This is a genomic window from Sporosarcina aquimarina (assembly GCF_033253705.1).
Taxonomy (GTDB): domain Bacteria; phylum Bacillota; class Bacilli; order Bacillales_A; family Planococcaceae; genus Sporosarcina; species Sporosarcina aquimarina.
The window spans coordinates 37,999-53,591 of the sequence record NZ_JAUBDH010000003.1; the positions used below are offsets into that span (position 1 = coordinate 37,999).

The window sequence follows — 15,593 nt, forward strand, 5'->3', positions numbered from 1 at the left end:
CAAAGTGCCATTTTTGCGGGTATGCGAACACAGATGCGAACAGCCGGCGGATGCTCATGATCTGCCGGTTTTAACAATGAAAAAGGAGTTGCTGGACATATGTGGGTCAATGAAAACGGAATGCTGCGACAAACCGCAGATGATACACGTGTGAAATTCAGAACATCTATTAGTCAAGAGATTCTGGAGCAATTGAAGCAATTAGCTGATCAGCATAGCACGTTTGTGAATTACTTACTTGAAGACGGTCTCAAAGTCGTTTTGCAACAAGATACGATTACGTTTAATAAAGAGACGCGTCCTAAAGACCGTATTCAATATAAAACAACTTACGATAAGCAGTTGTTGGAAAGTGTGCGGGCGTTGGCAAAAGATAATCAGTTGTATATAAATGATGTGATTGAGTACGGGGTGCAGTTTATTGATGTAGAGCGAGCGAAAGAAGGGCAATATAGATATCGGATTGAATAATAGTTGCTTTCCTTTGACGCCCCCGTCATAATATATATTATAGGAAGTTACGTATCACTAATAAGTATACTTAGGATAGTGAGATGAAACAGCAAAATTGAGTTGTTGCCATTAAAAATTATAAAACGCGACTTTTACTTACAAGTCGCGTTTTTTAGTGCTTTCTATACGTTTTACAGGTGCTTAACCGATTTTCACTGGAATAATTGTTTCCACATCAGCTGCCGGTTCCTCTAACTGAATCTTTCTCTGTTTCATCTGTAAGAAGAAAATTGCCGTTAAACTGATGCTGATCATCCCGAATACCAGTACCATTACTTGAAGTCCGACAATATCCAGGAACGCCCCTGTCGCTAATAAAACGACTTGGAACACGACTCTTTCAAGCATATTTCGGAATGAGAAAAATCTTCCGTGGTACGCTTTCGGCATCTGTTTCTGGAAAATCACCATTGCTGTTGGGAAAAAACAGCCTAAACTAAAACCGAGTACTGTAAATGCAGCTAGCGTAAATAGCTGGCTTTGTGCGAAAAACAATAAAAATTCTGCTACAGCTACCATACTTGCAAAGAAAAACAAAATCATCGTTGTACGCCATTTCATTGCAATTTTCTTTACTGCAAATGAGCCGATCATGAATGCGACACCTTCGCATGTATAAATTAACCCTTTGATGGATGCTGAGTTTTGAATTTCACTAATATTAATGACTACTAAGTTGAAAGATCCGAGAAACAACAACGGAATTAAAGTCATCACAAGCGTCATTCCAACTGCTGGATATGCTTTTAATACAGGAAACATTTCCATGAAGCCACCTTTAGCAGGTTCAGCTTGCACCGGAGACACACTTCCCTCCCCTTCGTTGATGGTTAGCATCAACGTGAAAACAAGTAATAGCGCATAAGCGATTATGGAGATCCAATATAAAGAGGATAATGACCAGTACACGAGGATGACACCAGCTAAAGCGGTCCCTGACACCCTTGCGATGGTCGCCACGTTCATGTGCATCCCATTCATAGTAAGTAAGTCGTCATCTTTCACAACAAGCGGTATCGCGGCTTGCAGCGCCGGGAAATAAAACGTTGCCGCCAGCTGAATACTGACTACAAATGCAATCATCCACCATACTGAACCTGTTGCAATCGCGATTAGCATGAAGACAACACTGACTAATCTCCCTGCTCCCGCGACAATTAATATCCGTTTCTTTTTTTGCTGGTCTATTATTTTACCAGCTAACGGCCCCACTAAAATGCCTGCTAAGAGTCCTATTGATAAAATTAGCGCTTTAGCAAAATCAGAAGGGATCTTTTCTTGCATGAATTCCAAGTTTCCAATGATTCCGGTCCATAAACCAATCCCTGCAATCAATTCACCGGAAAGTATTATCCAAACATTGCGATTTTTCCACATACACTTTCCTACTTTCCCGAAGATAATTCGCTTCCCGAATTATTATACGACAGAAATGCAAAAAGCACACGAGAAATTTAACAGACTCGTGTGCTTTAGATGAATTCGCTTATTTAGACGCTGGTTTGTCGGTTTTAGCAGTCGGTTCGTAATACAACCGATTGGCCAATCCATTTTTAGTTTCATCGGACAGTGCACTTCCGTTAGATTGTCGGTCTGACAATCTCAGGCTGCTTGGTTCGATTTCAGTTTTTACATCTTTTACAGTGGTTAAAATCAGTTTATCAGCAGGACCGGTTACTTTTGCACCTATGACACGATACGGGTTCTTTTTGAGCTCTTTTAAGATCATCAGACCGCGCTGTGCACGTGAGCCGACCTCTATTTCTTTCAATGCTGTCCGTTTCACGGTGCCTCGCTGAGTTGCCACCACAATGGATGCTGAACTATCCGTAATGGTTTCAGCAGATGCTACATAGTCCTCAGCTTTTAGATTAATTCCTTTTACGCCTCCTGTGCGGACGCTAGTTGTGCTCACGTCACTCAGTGGGAATCGTAAAATGTAGGCTTGATGAGTTACAAGAATCAGATCTTCACTGCCTTTGACGATGCGGGCATCGACTAACCTGTCTCCTTTTTTCACATTCATCGCTTTGTACGCTCGACCGAAGCGCTGAACGTGGTAATCCGCCAACTTGGATAGCTTCACAAATCCGTTTTTCGTAACCGTCAGCACGGAGTGGATATCATCGAATTGTTCGAGACCAATTGCTGAAACAATCGACTCACTTGGTTCGAGCGAAACGATACTTGAAATATGCTGTCCGAGGTCCTTCCATTTGATGTCCGGCAGCTCATGGACAGGCTGATAAATATAATTTCCAAGCGACGTGAACAGCAGCAGATGATGCTGAGTGTTCATCGTTCGTTCCATTACTGGATAGTCAGACTCTTTCATGTCCATTCCAGCCCCGTTAGTCGCGCTATAGGAACGGATACTCGTACGCTTGACATAGCCATCCTTTGTAACAGAAACAACGACTTCTTCACTAGGAATTAAAATATCAAGATCCACTTTCAATTCTTCGATTTTTTCTTCGATTACAGAATTACGCGGCTCTGCAAATTGCTTACGTACAGCATGCAGTTCCTTTTGAATAACGCGTGATAACTTCGCCGGGCTTGTTAAAATCGCATTCAATTCATCGATCAGTTTACGAAGTTCTGCATCTTCTTGTTTCAAATCGGTGATATCCGTGTTGGTCAGCCGGTAGAGCTGCAACGAAACAATTGCTTCTGCTTGAACTTCAGAGAACTGGAACCGATCGATCAAGTTATTCTTTGCGTCCCGCTTATCGTTTGAACTGCGGATTGTTTGAATCACTTCATCCAAAATAGAGAGTGCTTTCATCAAACCTTCTACAATATGTAGGCGATCTTGCGCTTTTCTCACATCGAAACGAGAACGGCGTGTCACAACATCTTTTTGGTGCCCGATATAAGCATCCAGCAGCATCGGAAGTGACATCAGCTTTGGCCGTCTGTCCGAAATCGCAACCATATTAAAGTTATAGGCAACCTGCAGGTCGGTATTCTTCAGCAAATAGCGCAAAATGGGGTCGCCTGCGATATCCTTTTTCAATTCAACTACAATGCGGAGTCCTGTACGGTCTGACTCATCCCGCACTTCTGCAATTCCGTCCAGTTTACGGTCCACACGAAGTTCGTCCATCTTTTTAACAAGATTGGCTTTGTTCACGTCATATGGAATTTCAGTGATGACAATTTGGGACTTTCCGGCTTTCAGCTGTTCGATTTCTGATTTAGAACGTACAATTACTCGCCCCTTACCCGTTTCATAAGCTGCTTTAATACCGTCCGTTCCTTGAATGATTCCGCCAGTTGGGAAATCTGGCCCTTTTAACACGGTCATTAGATCATCTACAGTAGCTTCTGGATTATCCATTCGCATTAATACCGCATCAATCGCTTCATGCAGTGCGTGAGGCGGAATGTCCGTTGCATATCCCGCTGAAATCCCTGTGGATCCATTCACAAGTAAGTTTGGGAAACGTGCCGGAAGAACGGTCGGCTCCGGCTCGGTGTCGTCAAAGTTCGGAATGAAATCTACCGTTTCTTTGTTCAAATCCCGCAGCATTTCACTTGCGATTGCAGATAATCGGGCTTCTGTATAACGCATCGCAGCTGCAGAATCTCCGTCTACCGAACCATTGTTTCCGTGCATTTCTACCATGAGATGACGCAGTTTCCAGTCTTGACTCATACGGACCATCGCTTCATACACAGAAGAGTCTCCGTGAGGGTGATAGTTACCAATTACGTTACCGACCGTTTTAGCTGATTTACGGAAGGCTTTATCATTCGTATTGCCTTCGTTGAACATGGCATACAAAATACGACGCTGTACGGGTTTTAACCCGTCACGAGCGTCTGGTAATGCACGATCTTGAATAATATATTTACTATATCGGCCAAATCGATCGCCGATGACTTCCTCTAACGGAAGATCCTGAAAGCGTTCTGTTGCAGTCATTCAACTTCCTCCTCAACATGCAGGAACTCGTTTTCCAATATGGTGCTTCCTTCTTCAAGACTAAAGTCGACGTTGCTTTCAATCCAACGGCGTCGGGGTTCGACTTTGTCCCCCATCAACGTTGTCACTCTGCGTTCTGATTGTGCACCGTCTTCAATAGTCACTCGGATCAGTGTGCGTGTTTCAGGATCCATCGTGGTTTCCCATAACTGTCCCGCGTTCATCTCACCGAGACCTTTATAACGCTGAAGAATGTACCCTTTACCAATCTTACGGGTCGCTTCACCTAGGTCACGTTCTGTCCATGCGTATTCTACTTTTTCCTTTTTACCGACACCTTTAGATACTTTGTAAAGCGGCGGCAGTGCGATGAATACCTTACCTGCTTCTATAAGCGGTTTCATATAGCGATAAAAGAATGTCAGTAACAGTACTTGAATATGCGCGCCATCGGTATCGGCATCTGTCATAATAATGACTTTGTCGTACGCTGCGTCTTCAATTGTGAAGTCAGCACCGACGCCTGCACCAATCGCATGAATGATTGTGTTGATTTCTTCGTTTTTCATAATATCTTCGAGTTTCGCTTTTTCCGTGTTAATGACTTTACCCCGGAGCGGCAAGATTGCCTGGAACGTTCGATCGCGTCCTTGTTTTGCGGAACCGCCAGCAGAATCCCCCTCGACAAGATACAATTCGTTCTTTTTGGCATTTCTGGATTGAGCAGGTGTCAGCTTGCCGGAAAGCAGCGTGTCGCCTTTCTTGCGCTTCTTACCTGAACGCGCATCTTCCCGCGCTTTACGGGCCGCCTCGCGTGCCTGATGTGCACGTACAGCCTTGCGTATCAAGTTCGCGCTCAGCTCAGCGTTTTCTTCCAGGAAATACAATAGTTGCTGTGAAATAACGGCGTCCGTAACGGTCCGTGCTTCACTAGTTCCTAGTTTTCCTTTTGTTTGACCTTCAAACTGTAAAATTTCTTCTGGAATGCGTACTGAAACGATGGCGGCAATTCCTTCACGGATATCAGAACCATCTAGATTTTTGTCTTTTTCTTTCAATAAACCAGTTTTTCTCGCATATTCATTGAAGATACGAGTCATTGCCGTTTTGGCACCGGTTTCGTGTGTACCGCCATCTTTTGTCCGCACGTTATTGACGAACGACAGAATCGTTTCTGAGTATCCATCATTGAATTGGAAAGCAAATTCTACTTCAATTCCTTCCGCTTCACCTTCTAGGTAAGCGACGTCATGAAGCGTATCTTTTTCCTCGTTCAAATAAGAGACGAAGGCTTTAATGCCAGTTTCATAGAAAAATGTCTCAGATTTCTCTGTGCTTTCTTCAGTAAGAACGATTTTTAGTCCTTTTAGTAGAAAGGCAGACTCACGAAGCCGTTCTGCGAGAATGTCATATTGGTATTTAGTCGTTGAAAAAATGGTTGGATCGGGTTTGAAATGGATTGTGGTTCCCGTTTCTTTAGTTTTTCCAATGACTTCTAACCCTGTAGCAGGTTTTCCGCCGTGTTCAAAGCGCTGCTTGAAGATCTGCCCATCACGATGAATAATGACGTCCAACCATTCAGATAGCGCATTCACTACGGAAGCACCCACACCATGCAGTCCGCCACTCGTTTTGTATCCGCCTTGGCCGAACTTTCCTCCCGCATGCAGAACAGTTAAAATAATCTCTGTCGTCGGTTTGCCGGTTCTGTGAGTACCTGTCGGCATGCCTCGTCCGTGATCGCGGACACTGATGCTGTTGTCTTTATGAATCGTTACGTTAATCTCAGATCCGAAGCCGCTTAACGCTTCGTCTACTGCATTGTCTACTATTTCAAAAACAAGGTGGTGCAATCCTCTTCCATCGGTTGACCCGATGTACATACCAGGTCTTTTCCGAACGGCTTCCAAGCCTTCGAGTACCTGTATTGAATCATCATTATACACGTTCATTTCTTTTTGTTTCGTCAAGATGAAACCTCCATCAAACAAATGTTCTTATTTATCTAATGATACGGCGCCTATTTTTCTGTGTCAACTTCATACGTCGGCGCATTGCTTAAATAATTGTATAGAAGAACCTCTTTTTATGCAATGCCGGGCAAATAGGGCATGAACAGTAATTGTCGTTCGCTTAAGGTTCTGTTAAAATGAAGAAGATACATACTTTTTCGCGAAGGGGCTTGTCATGGACATTATTTTATTGTTGTTAATTGCATATTTACTAGGTTCTCTCCCTTCTGCATTATGGGTGGGAAAGCTGTTTTATAAAACAGACATCCGTCAACATGGCAGTGGAAATATGGGCGCGACGAATACCTTTCGGGTCCTTGGTAAAAAAGCTGGAATTACAGTCACCATTGTAGATATTTTAAAGGGTACTGCTGCGGTTCTGATTGCTTCACTTCCCTATTTCAGTGATTCTTCAATCCATCCGCTAGTCGTTGGAGTTGTCGCGGTTATTGGTCACATGTTTCCTGTGTTTGCCAGCTTTAAAGGGGGCAAGGCTGTCGCAACTTCGGGCGGGGTCTTGCTCGGGTATAGCTGGCCGATCTTTGTGCTAGTCATTTTGACATTCCTGATTGCGCTCAAAATCACGAAGATGGTCTCTCTTACTTCGATGATTGTCGCAGTGTTGGGTGTGATTTACGGGATTATTTATTATTTCATTACCGGTGATATTTACTTGGGTCTGGTCATCTTTTTAATGGGAGCTTTCATCTTTTATCGTCATAGAGCAAACATTGCACGCATTAAAGCAGGAACCGAGCCAAAAGTGAAGTGGTTGTAATATACTTTAGGTCACACAGAAAGGCAGGGTTCTGAATGAATATATATATTTCAAATGATGCAGCTCGATGGTTTGCCGAAGAGATGGACGCTGAATCTGGTGACGCAATTCGATTTTTCGCCCGTTATGGCGGGAGCAGTCCGTTACATGAAGGATTTTCACTCGGGATCATGAAAGAACTTCCGGATGAAGTGGCGGTTGAATTTATTGAGGACGGCGTACGGTATTACATTGAAACACGAGATTTGTGGTACTTCGATGGGCATGACTTGCATGTTGGGGTGAACGATGAGCTTGGAGAATTGCACTATGAGTATGTAAAGCCTGAGTAATCAGCCGGGCTTTACAGGAATCCATAACTAGACAGACAATTCTTCGTTTGGTATACTAGTCATGAAAAATGGATATTGTAAAAAGACCAAGAAGATGTGATGATCTTCCTGGCCTTGTAATAGAATAGCGTTCGCTTCAAAGGCGAATCGCATAGTGCGAAGTAAACCGCTCCTCTGCTTGGAGGCTCAAGGGCGGTTTACTTTTTTCTTGAAAAAGTATATGACAAAGCAAGAATGGTCACGATCAAACTTCCAAAGCCGATCATGAGACTCAGTGCTTCAAATGGTGTCATACGCATCACCTCCTCCCGTCCTGAATTGTGTTTCTTTCAGGAAGTTGGGATTGCAGGTCTGCGAACCGCCTATGAGCTCGTGCTATTCCAGTACCCTATTAGTATAACATATTTTACTAGCTCGTACATATGTTCGGATGGCTTAAAAAGTGCATTTTATATGATAATCGACATCTCGCTTTTGTAGCGGGATGTTTTTGTTTTTTGTTAAATTTTGCGTTGGTAGGGGCGGGTTGCGCAAGTTATGATCACATTTTGTGATTTATGAGCGGAATCTGCGGGTTATGATCACATTTTGTGGTTTATGAGCGGAATCTGCGGGTTTATGATCACATTCAGTGATTTATGAGCGGAATCTGCGGGTTATGATCACATTTCGTGTTTTATGAGCGGAATCTGGGGGTTATGATCACATTCTGTGGTTTATGAGCGGAATCTGGGGGTTATGATCACATTCTGGGGTTTATGAGCGGAATCTGCGGGTTTATGATCACATTCAGTGATTTATGAGCGGAAACTAGAGGTTATGATCACATTCTGCAGATTATGAGCAAAATCTCCAATTTATGCTCACATTCTCTGACATACGTGACACTATCTTAATTTCCAACAAAAAATGAGCTTCCTGGACAATCCCGGGAAGCTCATTTTCGATTAATCTACCTGGTTTGCAACTTCGACATACTTTGCATCCCATATCGGGTCGATTTTACGCAGTGAGACGGGACGGAATGTGTCTTTTCTTACGACGACGTGTTCCGAAGTCGCTGTCGCCGCCACAGTGCCGTCTGCATGCAAGATTTGATAGCCATACGTCGTGCGCAACTTACCGTGGGATTCAATCCACGTGCGAATTGTAGCAGACGTGCCGTAGCGCATGGCGGCTTTGTACTTGATGGACAAATCCGTCACAGGCGATAAATACCCTTCTGCTTCGAGACCTGCATAGGTGAAGCCCAGATCCTCGATGAGTTTTGTGCGTCCAATTTCCATCCATACGAGGTAATTCGCATGATAGACGACACCCATCTGGTCGGTTTCTGCGTATCGAATTTCGATTTCTTTTTCACTGACAAACATGTAAGGTCACCTCTTCTACATAGCTCAGTATACAAAAGTCCATACTAAAAATCAGGCATGGCGATTTAAAAAACCTCCTTACTGAACTGAATCAGTAAGGGGGTTCGCTTTAATGCTTATTCGCTTTTCATCTTGTCGCGAAGTACCATTTGAAGAATTCCGCCGTGACGGTAGTAGTCGATCTCGACTTCTGAATCAAAACGCGCAAGCGCTTCGAATTCCGTTACAGTTCCATCTTCTGCAGTTGCTGTCACTTTCAAGATGTCGCGCGGCTTAACGCCTTCTGCGATATTTACGCTGATTGCTTCCTGGCCTGTCAATCCAAGAGATTCTGCACTTTGTCCGTTCACGAACTGAAGTGGAAGAACACCCATCATGACAAGGTTAGAGCGGTGAATCCGCTCGTAGCTTTCTGCGATAACTGTCTTGATGCCTAGAAGAGATGTACCCTTCGCAGCCCAGTCACGTGAAGAGCCCATTCCGTAATCTTTACCAGCGATGACAGCAAGACCTGTACCATCTGCCTGGTACTTCATGCATGCGTCATAGATTGGCATGATTTCTTTGTTTGGCCAGTAAGTTGTGTAACCGCCTTCTGTGCCTTTTGCGATTTGGTTACGGATGCGGATGTTGGCAAACGTACCGCGCATCATTACTTCGTGGTTACCGCGGCGTGAACCGTATGAGTTGAAGTAACGTGGCTCTACGCCGTTTTCACGCAAATAGAGACCTGCTGGTGTATCTTTACCAATTGCTCCTGCTGGAGAAATATGGTCCGTCGTAATTGAATCACCAAATTTACCGACAACGCGCAAGTCATTCAATGCACCGATATCTTCTGGCTCTTTTGAAAGACCTTCGAAGAATGGCGGGTTTTGAATGTATGTGGAGTTTTCATCGAAATCATACAAAGAATCGTCTGTTGTTTCGATTGCATTCCATGCTTCGTTTTCAGTGAATACACGTGCATACTCTTTGCGGAAGAGTTCAGGAGTGACCGTCTTCTCGATCATTGCCTTTACTTCTTCAGTTGAAGGCCAGATGTCTTTGAAGAATACATCTTTACCGTCTTTAGATTTGCCGATAGGCTCTTTTTTGAAGTCGATATCCACTGTTCCAGCGAGTGCATATGCAACAACTAATGGCGGTGAAGCCAAGTAGTTCGCTTTTACGAATGGGTGAATACGTCCTTCGAAGTTACGGTTACCGGAAAGAACGGATGAAACGAGCAAGTCGTTTTCGCCGATTGTCTTTTCGATTTCAGGAAGCAATGGACCGGAGTTACCGATACATGTTGTACATCCGTATCCAACTGTGTTGAACCCGATTTGGTCGAGGTACTTATTAAGTCCTGACTCTTCCAAGTAACCTGTTACTACTTTTGAACCTGGTGCGAGTGAAGTTTTCACATATGCAGGCGGTGTGAGTCCAAGCTCAACTGCTTTTTTAGCAACGAGTCCAGCGCCGAGCATTACGTATGGGTTCGATGTATTTGTACATGAAGTGATTGCTGCAATCGCAAGATCGCCTGTTTTCATCTCCATTTTTGTACCGTTTGCGAACTCGATTGTGCCACTCTTCTTCATTTCTTTCGGCGTGAGTCCGAATCCTTGGTTGCCTTCAGGTGCTACAACCGCGTCATTGAATTCACGCTTCATGTCTGATAGTGGAATCATATCTTGAGGACGTTTCGGTCCAGCAAGGTTCGCTTCTACTTGAGTTAAATCGATTTCGATACACTCTGTGTAAATTGGATCTTCTTTGTCTGTTGTGAAGAACATGTCGTTTTCTTGCAAGTACTTTTTCACGACATCGATATGTTCTGAGTCGCGGCCAGTCAAACGCATGTAGTTCAGTGATTCTTCATCAACTGGGAAGAATCCGCATGTTGCGCCGTATTCAGGTGCCATGTTGGCAATGGTTGCACGGTCAGCAAGTGGCAATTGTGGTACACCTGGTCCGAAGAACTCGACGAATTTACCAACTACTCCATGCGCACGAAGCGTTTGTGTCACTTTAAGTGCAAGGTCTGTTGCAGTTGTTCCGTTTGGAAGTTCGCCTGTCAACTTCACACCGATAACCTGTGGAATTGGGAAGTAAGAAGGCTGTCCAAGCATTCCTGCTTCAGCTTCGATTCCGCCAACGCCCCATCCGAGTACGCCGATTCCGTTAATCATCGTTGTATGGGAGTCTGTTCCGACTAATGTATCTGGATACGCTTCGAACGATCCATCTTCGTTTTCGATAGCATGAACAACACTTGCCAAGTACTCAAGGTTTACTTGGTGAACGATTCCTGTTGCTGGAGGAACTGCACGATAGTTGTCGTATGCTTTTTGTGCCCAGCTTAAGAACTGGTAACGTTCAGCATTACGCTCAAACTCGAGTTCCATGTTTTTCTGAAGTGCATCTGATGTTCCGTAGCTGTCAACTTGAACCGAGTGGTCAATGACGAGGTCTACTGGAATTTCAGGGTTAATCTTGTCTGGATCTCCACCCATTTCTGCCATTGCAGAACGCAGGGATGCCAAATCGACGACTACTGGTACACCAGTGAAGTCTTGCAAGATAACGCGGGATGGTTTGAAAGGTACTTCTGCATCCGCTTCTGCGTCCTTGCCCCATTTTGCCAGGTTGTTTACATGATTGTCTTGGATGACATATCCGTCGTGTTGGCGCAGGACAGATTCTAACAGTACTTTGATCGAGTAAGGCAATCTTGAGACTTTTGCAATACCTGCTTCTTCTATCGCTCCAATGCGGTAGTAGTTATACTTTTTACCGTTCAGGTCAAATGAGGAGCGGCTGTTGTGGAAATTGCTCTTTGTCATTGTTAAATTCCTCCTTTACGTACTGAAAAGGCTCTATAAATAAGCATCTTTTCTCTACTCCATCATATAACAGCAAAGTCTATAAGTAAATTACATTAAATTTATAGTAATCCATAAGGAAACATGATTGCTAGTTATAATAGAAGAAAAGATGCAACTTTTTACTGTGTTGTGCATAATGGAAGAACAATGTATAGAAGGAGTGAAGCGCGTGAAGAAAGCATTATTAGTCATTGATTATACTGTGGATTTTGTTGCAAAAGATGGAGCGTTGACTTGTGGGGAGCCTGGAATTGTATTAGAAGGCTACATCGAGCAGTTAACAAAAGAATTTATCGATCGAACAGAAGCTGTCGTGTTTGCGGTAGATGTCCATGACAAAAACGATCCGTATCATCCAGAAAGTGTTCTATTCCCTCCGCATAATTTGCGCGATACAGCCGGGAGAGAACCGTTCGGTGCGTTAAAACAACTGTATCACGATCATCACGAACAAATTTACTGGATGGATAAAACCCGCTATAGCGCATTCTGCGGAACGGATCTTGAAATATGGTTACGCGCCCGCGGTATTGAAGAGCTTCATCTCGTCGGGGTTTGTACAGACATTTGTATCTTGCATACAGCTATCGATGCTTACAATAAAGGATTTTCGACAGTTGTCCATGAACAAGGTGTAGCAAGTTTTGACGCAGCAGGCCATGAATGGGCGCTTCGCCATTTTGAAAATACATTAGGTGCCGTCATAGTTCGATAATTTTTTTTAGCTAATATGTTTCAAATAGGTCATTTAAGGTTATTACAATAACTACAAGCAACATATTATATAGCTAAAAGGAGAGTGTTTCTAATGAGTTTCATTTGGTTCTTAATTATCGGCGGAATTATTGGTTGGCTTGCCGGACTTATTCTAGGGAAAGATATCCCAGGCGGAATTATCGGTAATATTATTGCAGGTATCGTAGGTGCATGGATTGGTGGAATGCTACTTGGATCTTGGGGTCCTAAAGTTTCGGACTTTTATCTTGTTCCGTCAATTATCGGTGCTGTCGTACTCGTCTTCATCGTCAGCCTGATTTTGAAAGCTATGCGTAAAGCAGCATAATTCAACAATAAAAGGACTCCGCAAATTGCGGAGTCCTTTTATTGTTTTGCTTGTTTTGTTTGCTGTGCGTCGAATTCTTTGTAAAACCAAAGAACATCATCTACATATTTATCACTATGATTGTAGTGAAAAATTGCTTTCTCGATATCCCCATCTGCTGCTCCGCTTTGGGATAAATAATTAGCTGCGCTAAAAATCGCATCTTCCAAATTATAAGGATCTGCAATTCCATCGCCGTTCCCATCGACTCCGTAACCGCCGTATTTCGCAATCACGTCAAGATTGGTTTTGTCCTCTTCCGGAATATTCCCTTTTCCTAAGTCTGTACACCCCGGATAGCCCCAACCGACAAAAGTACACGGCATAAATTGCATATGCCCTTCTGCACCAGTCGGAGAGACCATCGTTTTCATTGTAGAAAATCGTGTTTCTACGCGATGGTGTGCAGCGAGCAATGTCCAGGGAATCTCATATTTTTCAGCTGCAGCTTTGTAAATGGGAATGTATTCATCTGGAATTGTCAATCCGCCATGACGATCGGTTAAGTCGATTAGTGTACTTGCAGATTTTTGAATAACGTCTGGATGACGAATGCTTGTCCATATAATTGCTGTTAGAGTAAAGAGGACGGCTGAAACAGGAATAAGCAGCGCGATCATTAAAATTTTCGCTTTCGCGGTAAGCTTGCGTTTCTTTTTCTTCACCCGTCCCTCCCCTTTCTGTCAGTGTTAGTCTTCTTTGCTTAAAGCTTTCATGTCTTTAACGATGGTATCAAATGGAACGTCTACATTACCTGCATACGTTTTGACAACTTTTCCTTCTTTATTCACCAGTCCGAATCGTGAACCATGAATCACTTGGTCGGAGTTCGGGTCATCAATAACCGGCATCTTAAATGATTTAACAGCTAGATCGCTAATGTCTTCCATTTTATAGCCTGTGAGCATCTCCCACTTAGCTGGATCCGGCACGTCAAAGTTAGTTAAGTATTCCCCTAGTTTTTCGGGAGTATCGACTTCAGGATCCACACTGAAGGATACGATTTTATAATTTTCAACGCCTTTGTCTTCCAAGCCCTCCTGGAGCTCTGCCATGTTGGACATCATAGGCGGACAAACGGTCGTACAAGATGTAAATACAAACTGTGCAAGCCAAATATCACCTTTTAAATCGTCCAATGAAACTTTTTCATTGTTTTGGTTCGTGAATTCGAATGGCGCAATGCTATAGTGATGGTCGGCTTTAAACCCGCCGGAGCATGCACTCAATACAAGTGCCATCATGAATACGCCAACTACTAGTACCTTTTTCTTCATTACACTTCCCCCAAACTCTATTGTTTACCTTATCATATCGGACAAACAAACGCCAAACAACACGGAAAACAAGAGTTGTTTGGCGTTTGTTTGTCTGTTATGTGAAGACTACTTCACTTTTAGTGTTACCAGTGCTCCGTGGATTGCTTCAAGCTTCGTTTCCAGGCGGTGGAGCAGATAGAAGGAAACAAAGATAGGGAATCCAATTTCTTGGATGAATCCCATTGCTTGTACCATCATTTGTTCCATCACGTTCGCCTCCTCTACGTATGTTCAACAGGTTCGCATAGCGTCTATTGACAAGTGTCTTTTAAAAAAGCCGATCCCTGTCTTAGTGACAAGGGATCGACTTTTTGACGTGCCGCTGTTACTTATTGTTGACGAGCTCGTCTACGGAGCGGTCGATAAGTCGTGCGCTTTTCACAGCTGTCAGGATGTCCCCGTCTTTTTTGAAGACATTGGCAGCGATAATTTGTTCCATTGCCGTCTCGACTTCAGTTGGTGTGAGACCGGGACGCGGTTCATCGACTGTTAAGACAAAGTCCTTCCCATCCGATTTCGTAAATACGAGTTGTAGTGTCAGTGCCATTTGTTAACTCCTCCTTTTTTTGGTTAGCCTGTAATTTCAGACGTGACAATTTTTTCGTAACTTAATGCGGTCATTGCGGACAGTTGACCAAGCTGAGTAAGTGCAATCTGTAAATTGGCCGGTGTTACGTTTTGCTCAACAAAGCGGTAACTCTTTGTCTTGCGGATCTGACGTCCTTCAGGTGTTGAACCTGCAATGAATGTAATCTTACCAACTGCGGTTTGAAACTCGAGTGCTGCTGCCATGTGCGTTCCCCTCCTTTCACAGTCTAGATAGACGAATCTCGTAGAAAGAGATACAATGTTCGTGAAAGTTTTTAAGTTTACGGGTACAATTGAGAATGTATAGAGTCTTAAAGAGGTGAACGGATTATGCCAGGCTGGTTTATCTGGTTTATTGTATTTTGGTGTGTTGTTTTAATTGGGCTGTTTGCAATCGGTGGATTTTTCATGTTCCGTAAGTTCCTGAAAGTGTTCCCGAAGGAAGATGGGAAATCGACGTTAGATTGGGAAGAGTATTACGTGGATCGTTCGCTTCATCTATGGAACAAAGAAGCGAAAACGTTGCTGAATGAACTGGTTCAACCGGTTCCTGAACTGTTCCGCCCTGTGGCAAAACAAAAGATTGCGGGTCGTATTGGTCAAATTGCATTGGACGAGCATGCAAAAAAGATTGAATTCGATCACATTATTAGAGGATACATTGTGGCGACTCCGAAACGGGATCACAAGTTTCTGCGGAAAAAGCTTGCGACGATGGACGTCGATATGACGCCGTACGAGCACCTTTTTTAACATTAAAAAGAGAGAGATC

17 protein-coding genes are annotated in these 15,593 nt (G+C 43.6%); 6 read left to right on the plus strand and 11 right to left on the minus strand.

Annotated elements, in window-relative coordinates; genetic code table 11:
* Positions 1-99 precede the first annotated feature (99 nt).
* A complete protein-coding gene (locus QT716_RS05365) occupies positions 100-471 on the plus strand; it encodes an rRNA methyltransferase (protein WP_317935020.1) in 372 nt (123 codons plus the stop codon).
* Positions 472-654: 183 nt separating this feature from the next.
* Here QT716_RS05365 and QT716_RS05370 read toward each other — a convergent pair whose 3' ends face one another.
* The 3 genes from QT716_RS05370 to parE form a co-directional block, all read right to left on the minus strand.
* On the minus strand, positions 655-1,890 hold the full coding sequence (locus QT716_RS05370; RefSeq protein WP_317935021.1) for an MFS transporter: 1,236 nt from the start codon (positions 1,888-1,890) through the stop codon (positions 655-657).
* A gap of 109 nt (positions 1,891-1,999) precedes the next feature.
* Positions 2,000-4,444, minus strand: a complete 2,445-nt coding sequence (gene parC, locus QT716_RS05375; protein ID WP_317935022.1) for a DNA topoisomerase IV subunit A — start codon at positions 4,442-4,444, stop codon at positions 2,000-2,002.
* On the minus strand, positions 4,441-6,396 hold the full coding sequence (parE, locus tag QT716_RS05380; protein WP_317935364.1) for a DNA topoisomerase IV subunit B: 1,956 nt from the start codon (positions 6,394-6,396) through the stop codon (positions 4,441-4,443). Before parE ends, parC begins: the two co-directional genes overlap by 4 nt.
* A gap of 235 nt (positions 6,397-6,631) precedes the next feature.
* Between parE and plsY the strand changes: the two genes are divergently transcribed.
* Together plsY and QT716_RS05390 are read left to right on the plus strand one after the other, a co-directional pair.
* A complete protein-coding gene (gene plsY, locus QT716_RS05385) occupies positions 6,632-7,234 on the plus strand; it encodes a glycerol-3-phosphate 1-O-acyltransferase PlsY (protein ID WP_317935023.1) in 603 nt (200 codons plus the stop codon).
* Between the two features lie 35 nt (positions 7,235-7,269).
* Entirely contained in the window at positions 7,270-7,566 is a 297-nt protein-coding gene (locus tag QT716_RS05390) for a HesB/YadR/YfhF family protein (protein ID WP_317935024.1), read from the plus strand.
* 197 nt (positions 7,567-7,763) lie between these two features.
* On the opposite strand, the gene QT716_RS05395 is transcribed toward QT716_RS05390, so the two are convergent.
* The 3 genes from QT716_RS05395 to acnA all read right to left on the minus strand — a co-directional run bounded on the left by QT716_RS05395 (position 7,764) and on the right by acnA (position 11,770).
* Positions 7,764-7,859 (minus strand): putative holin-like toxin, encoded by a 96-nt coding sequence (locus QT716_RS05395; RefSeq protein WP_233505375.1) that lies wholly within the window; start codon positions 7,857-7,859, stop codon positions 7,764-7,766.
* Positions 7,860-8,513: 654 nt separating this feature from the next.
* The gene (locus QT716_RS05400) at positions 8,514-8,939 is read right to left on the minus strand and encodes an acyl-CoA thioesterase (RefSeq protein WP_317935025.1); all 426 of its coding nucleotides are present in this window, start codon (positions 8,937-8,939) and stop codon (positions 8,514-8,516) included.
* A 116-nt stretch (positions 8,940-9,055) separates the two neighbouring features.
* Positions 9,056-11,770, minus strand: coding sequence for an aconitate hydratase AcnA (acnA, locus tag QT716_RS05405; RefSeq protein WP_317935026.1), 2,715 nt, complete (start codon positions 11,768-11,770; stop codon positions 9,056-9,058).
* Positions 11,771-11,981: 211 nt separating this feature from the next.
* Here acnA and QT716_RS05410 point away from each other — a divergent pair, with 211 nt between their 5' ends.
* Positions 11,982-12,527, plus strand: coding sequence for a cysteine hydrolase family protein (locus QT716_RS05410; protein WP_317935027.1), 546 nt, complete (start codon positions 11,982-11,984; stop codon positions 12,525-12,527).
* Between the two features lie 93 nt (positions 12,528-12,620).
* Positions 12,621-12,875, plus strand: coding sequence for a GlsB/YeaQ/YmgE family stress response membrane protein (locus QT716_RS05415; protein ID WP_317935028.1), 255 nt, complete (start codon positions 12,621-12,623; stop codon positions 12,873-12,875).
* A gap of 38 nt (positions 12,876-12,913) precedes the next feature.
* Here QT716_RS05415 and QT716_RS05420 read toward each other — a convergent pair whose 3' ends face one another.
* The 5 genes from QT716_RS05420 to QT716_RS05440 form a co-directional block, all read right to left on the minus strand.
* A complete protein-coding gene (locus QT716_RS05420; RefSeq protein WP_317935029.1) occupies positions 12,914-13,579 on the minus strand; it encodes a lytic transglycosylase domain-containing protein in 666 nt (221 codons plus the stop codon).
* A gap of 24 nt (positions 13,580-13,603) precedes the next feature.
* Entirely contained in the window at positions 13,604-14,191 is a 588-nt protein-coding gene (locus QT716_RS05425; RefSeq protein WP_317935030.1) for an SCO family protein, read from the minus strand.
* 108 nt (positions 14,192-14,299) lie between these two features.
* Positions 14,300-14,440, minus strand: coding sequence for a YvrJ family protein (locus QT716_RS05430; RefSeq protein WP_398292498.1), 141 nt, complete (start codon positions 14,438-14,440; stop codon positions 14,300-14,302).
* 118 nt (positions 14,441-14,558) lie between these two features.
* On the minus strand, positions 14,559-14,780 hold the full coding sequence (locus QT716_RS05435) for a DUF2922 domain-containing protein (RefSeq protein ID WP_317935031.1): 222 nt from the start codon (positions 14,778-14,780) through the stop codon (positions 14,559-14,561).
* 23 nt (positions 14,781-14,803) lie between these two features.
* Complete coding sequence (locus tag QT716_RS05440; protein WP_317935032.1) at positions 14,804-15,025, minus strand: DUF1659 domain-containing protein; 222 nt, start codon at positions 15,023-15,025, stop codon at positions 14,804-14,806.
* 126 nt (positions 15,026-15,151) lie between these two features.
* Here QT716_RS05440 and QT716_RS05445 point away from each other — a divergent pair, with 126 nt between their 5' ends.
* On the plus strand, positions 15,152-15,574 hold the full coding sequence (locus QT716_RS05445; RefSeq protein ID WP_317935033.1) for a DUF2621 domain-containing protein: 423 nt from the start codon (positions 15,152-15,154) through the stop codon (positions 15,572-15,574).
* Positions 15,575-15,593 lie beyond the last annotated feature (19 nt).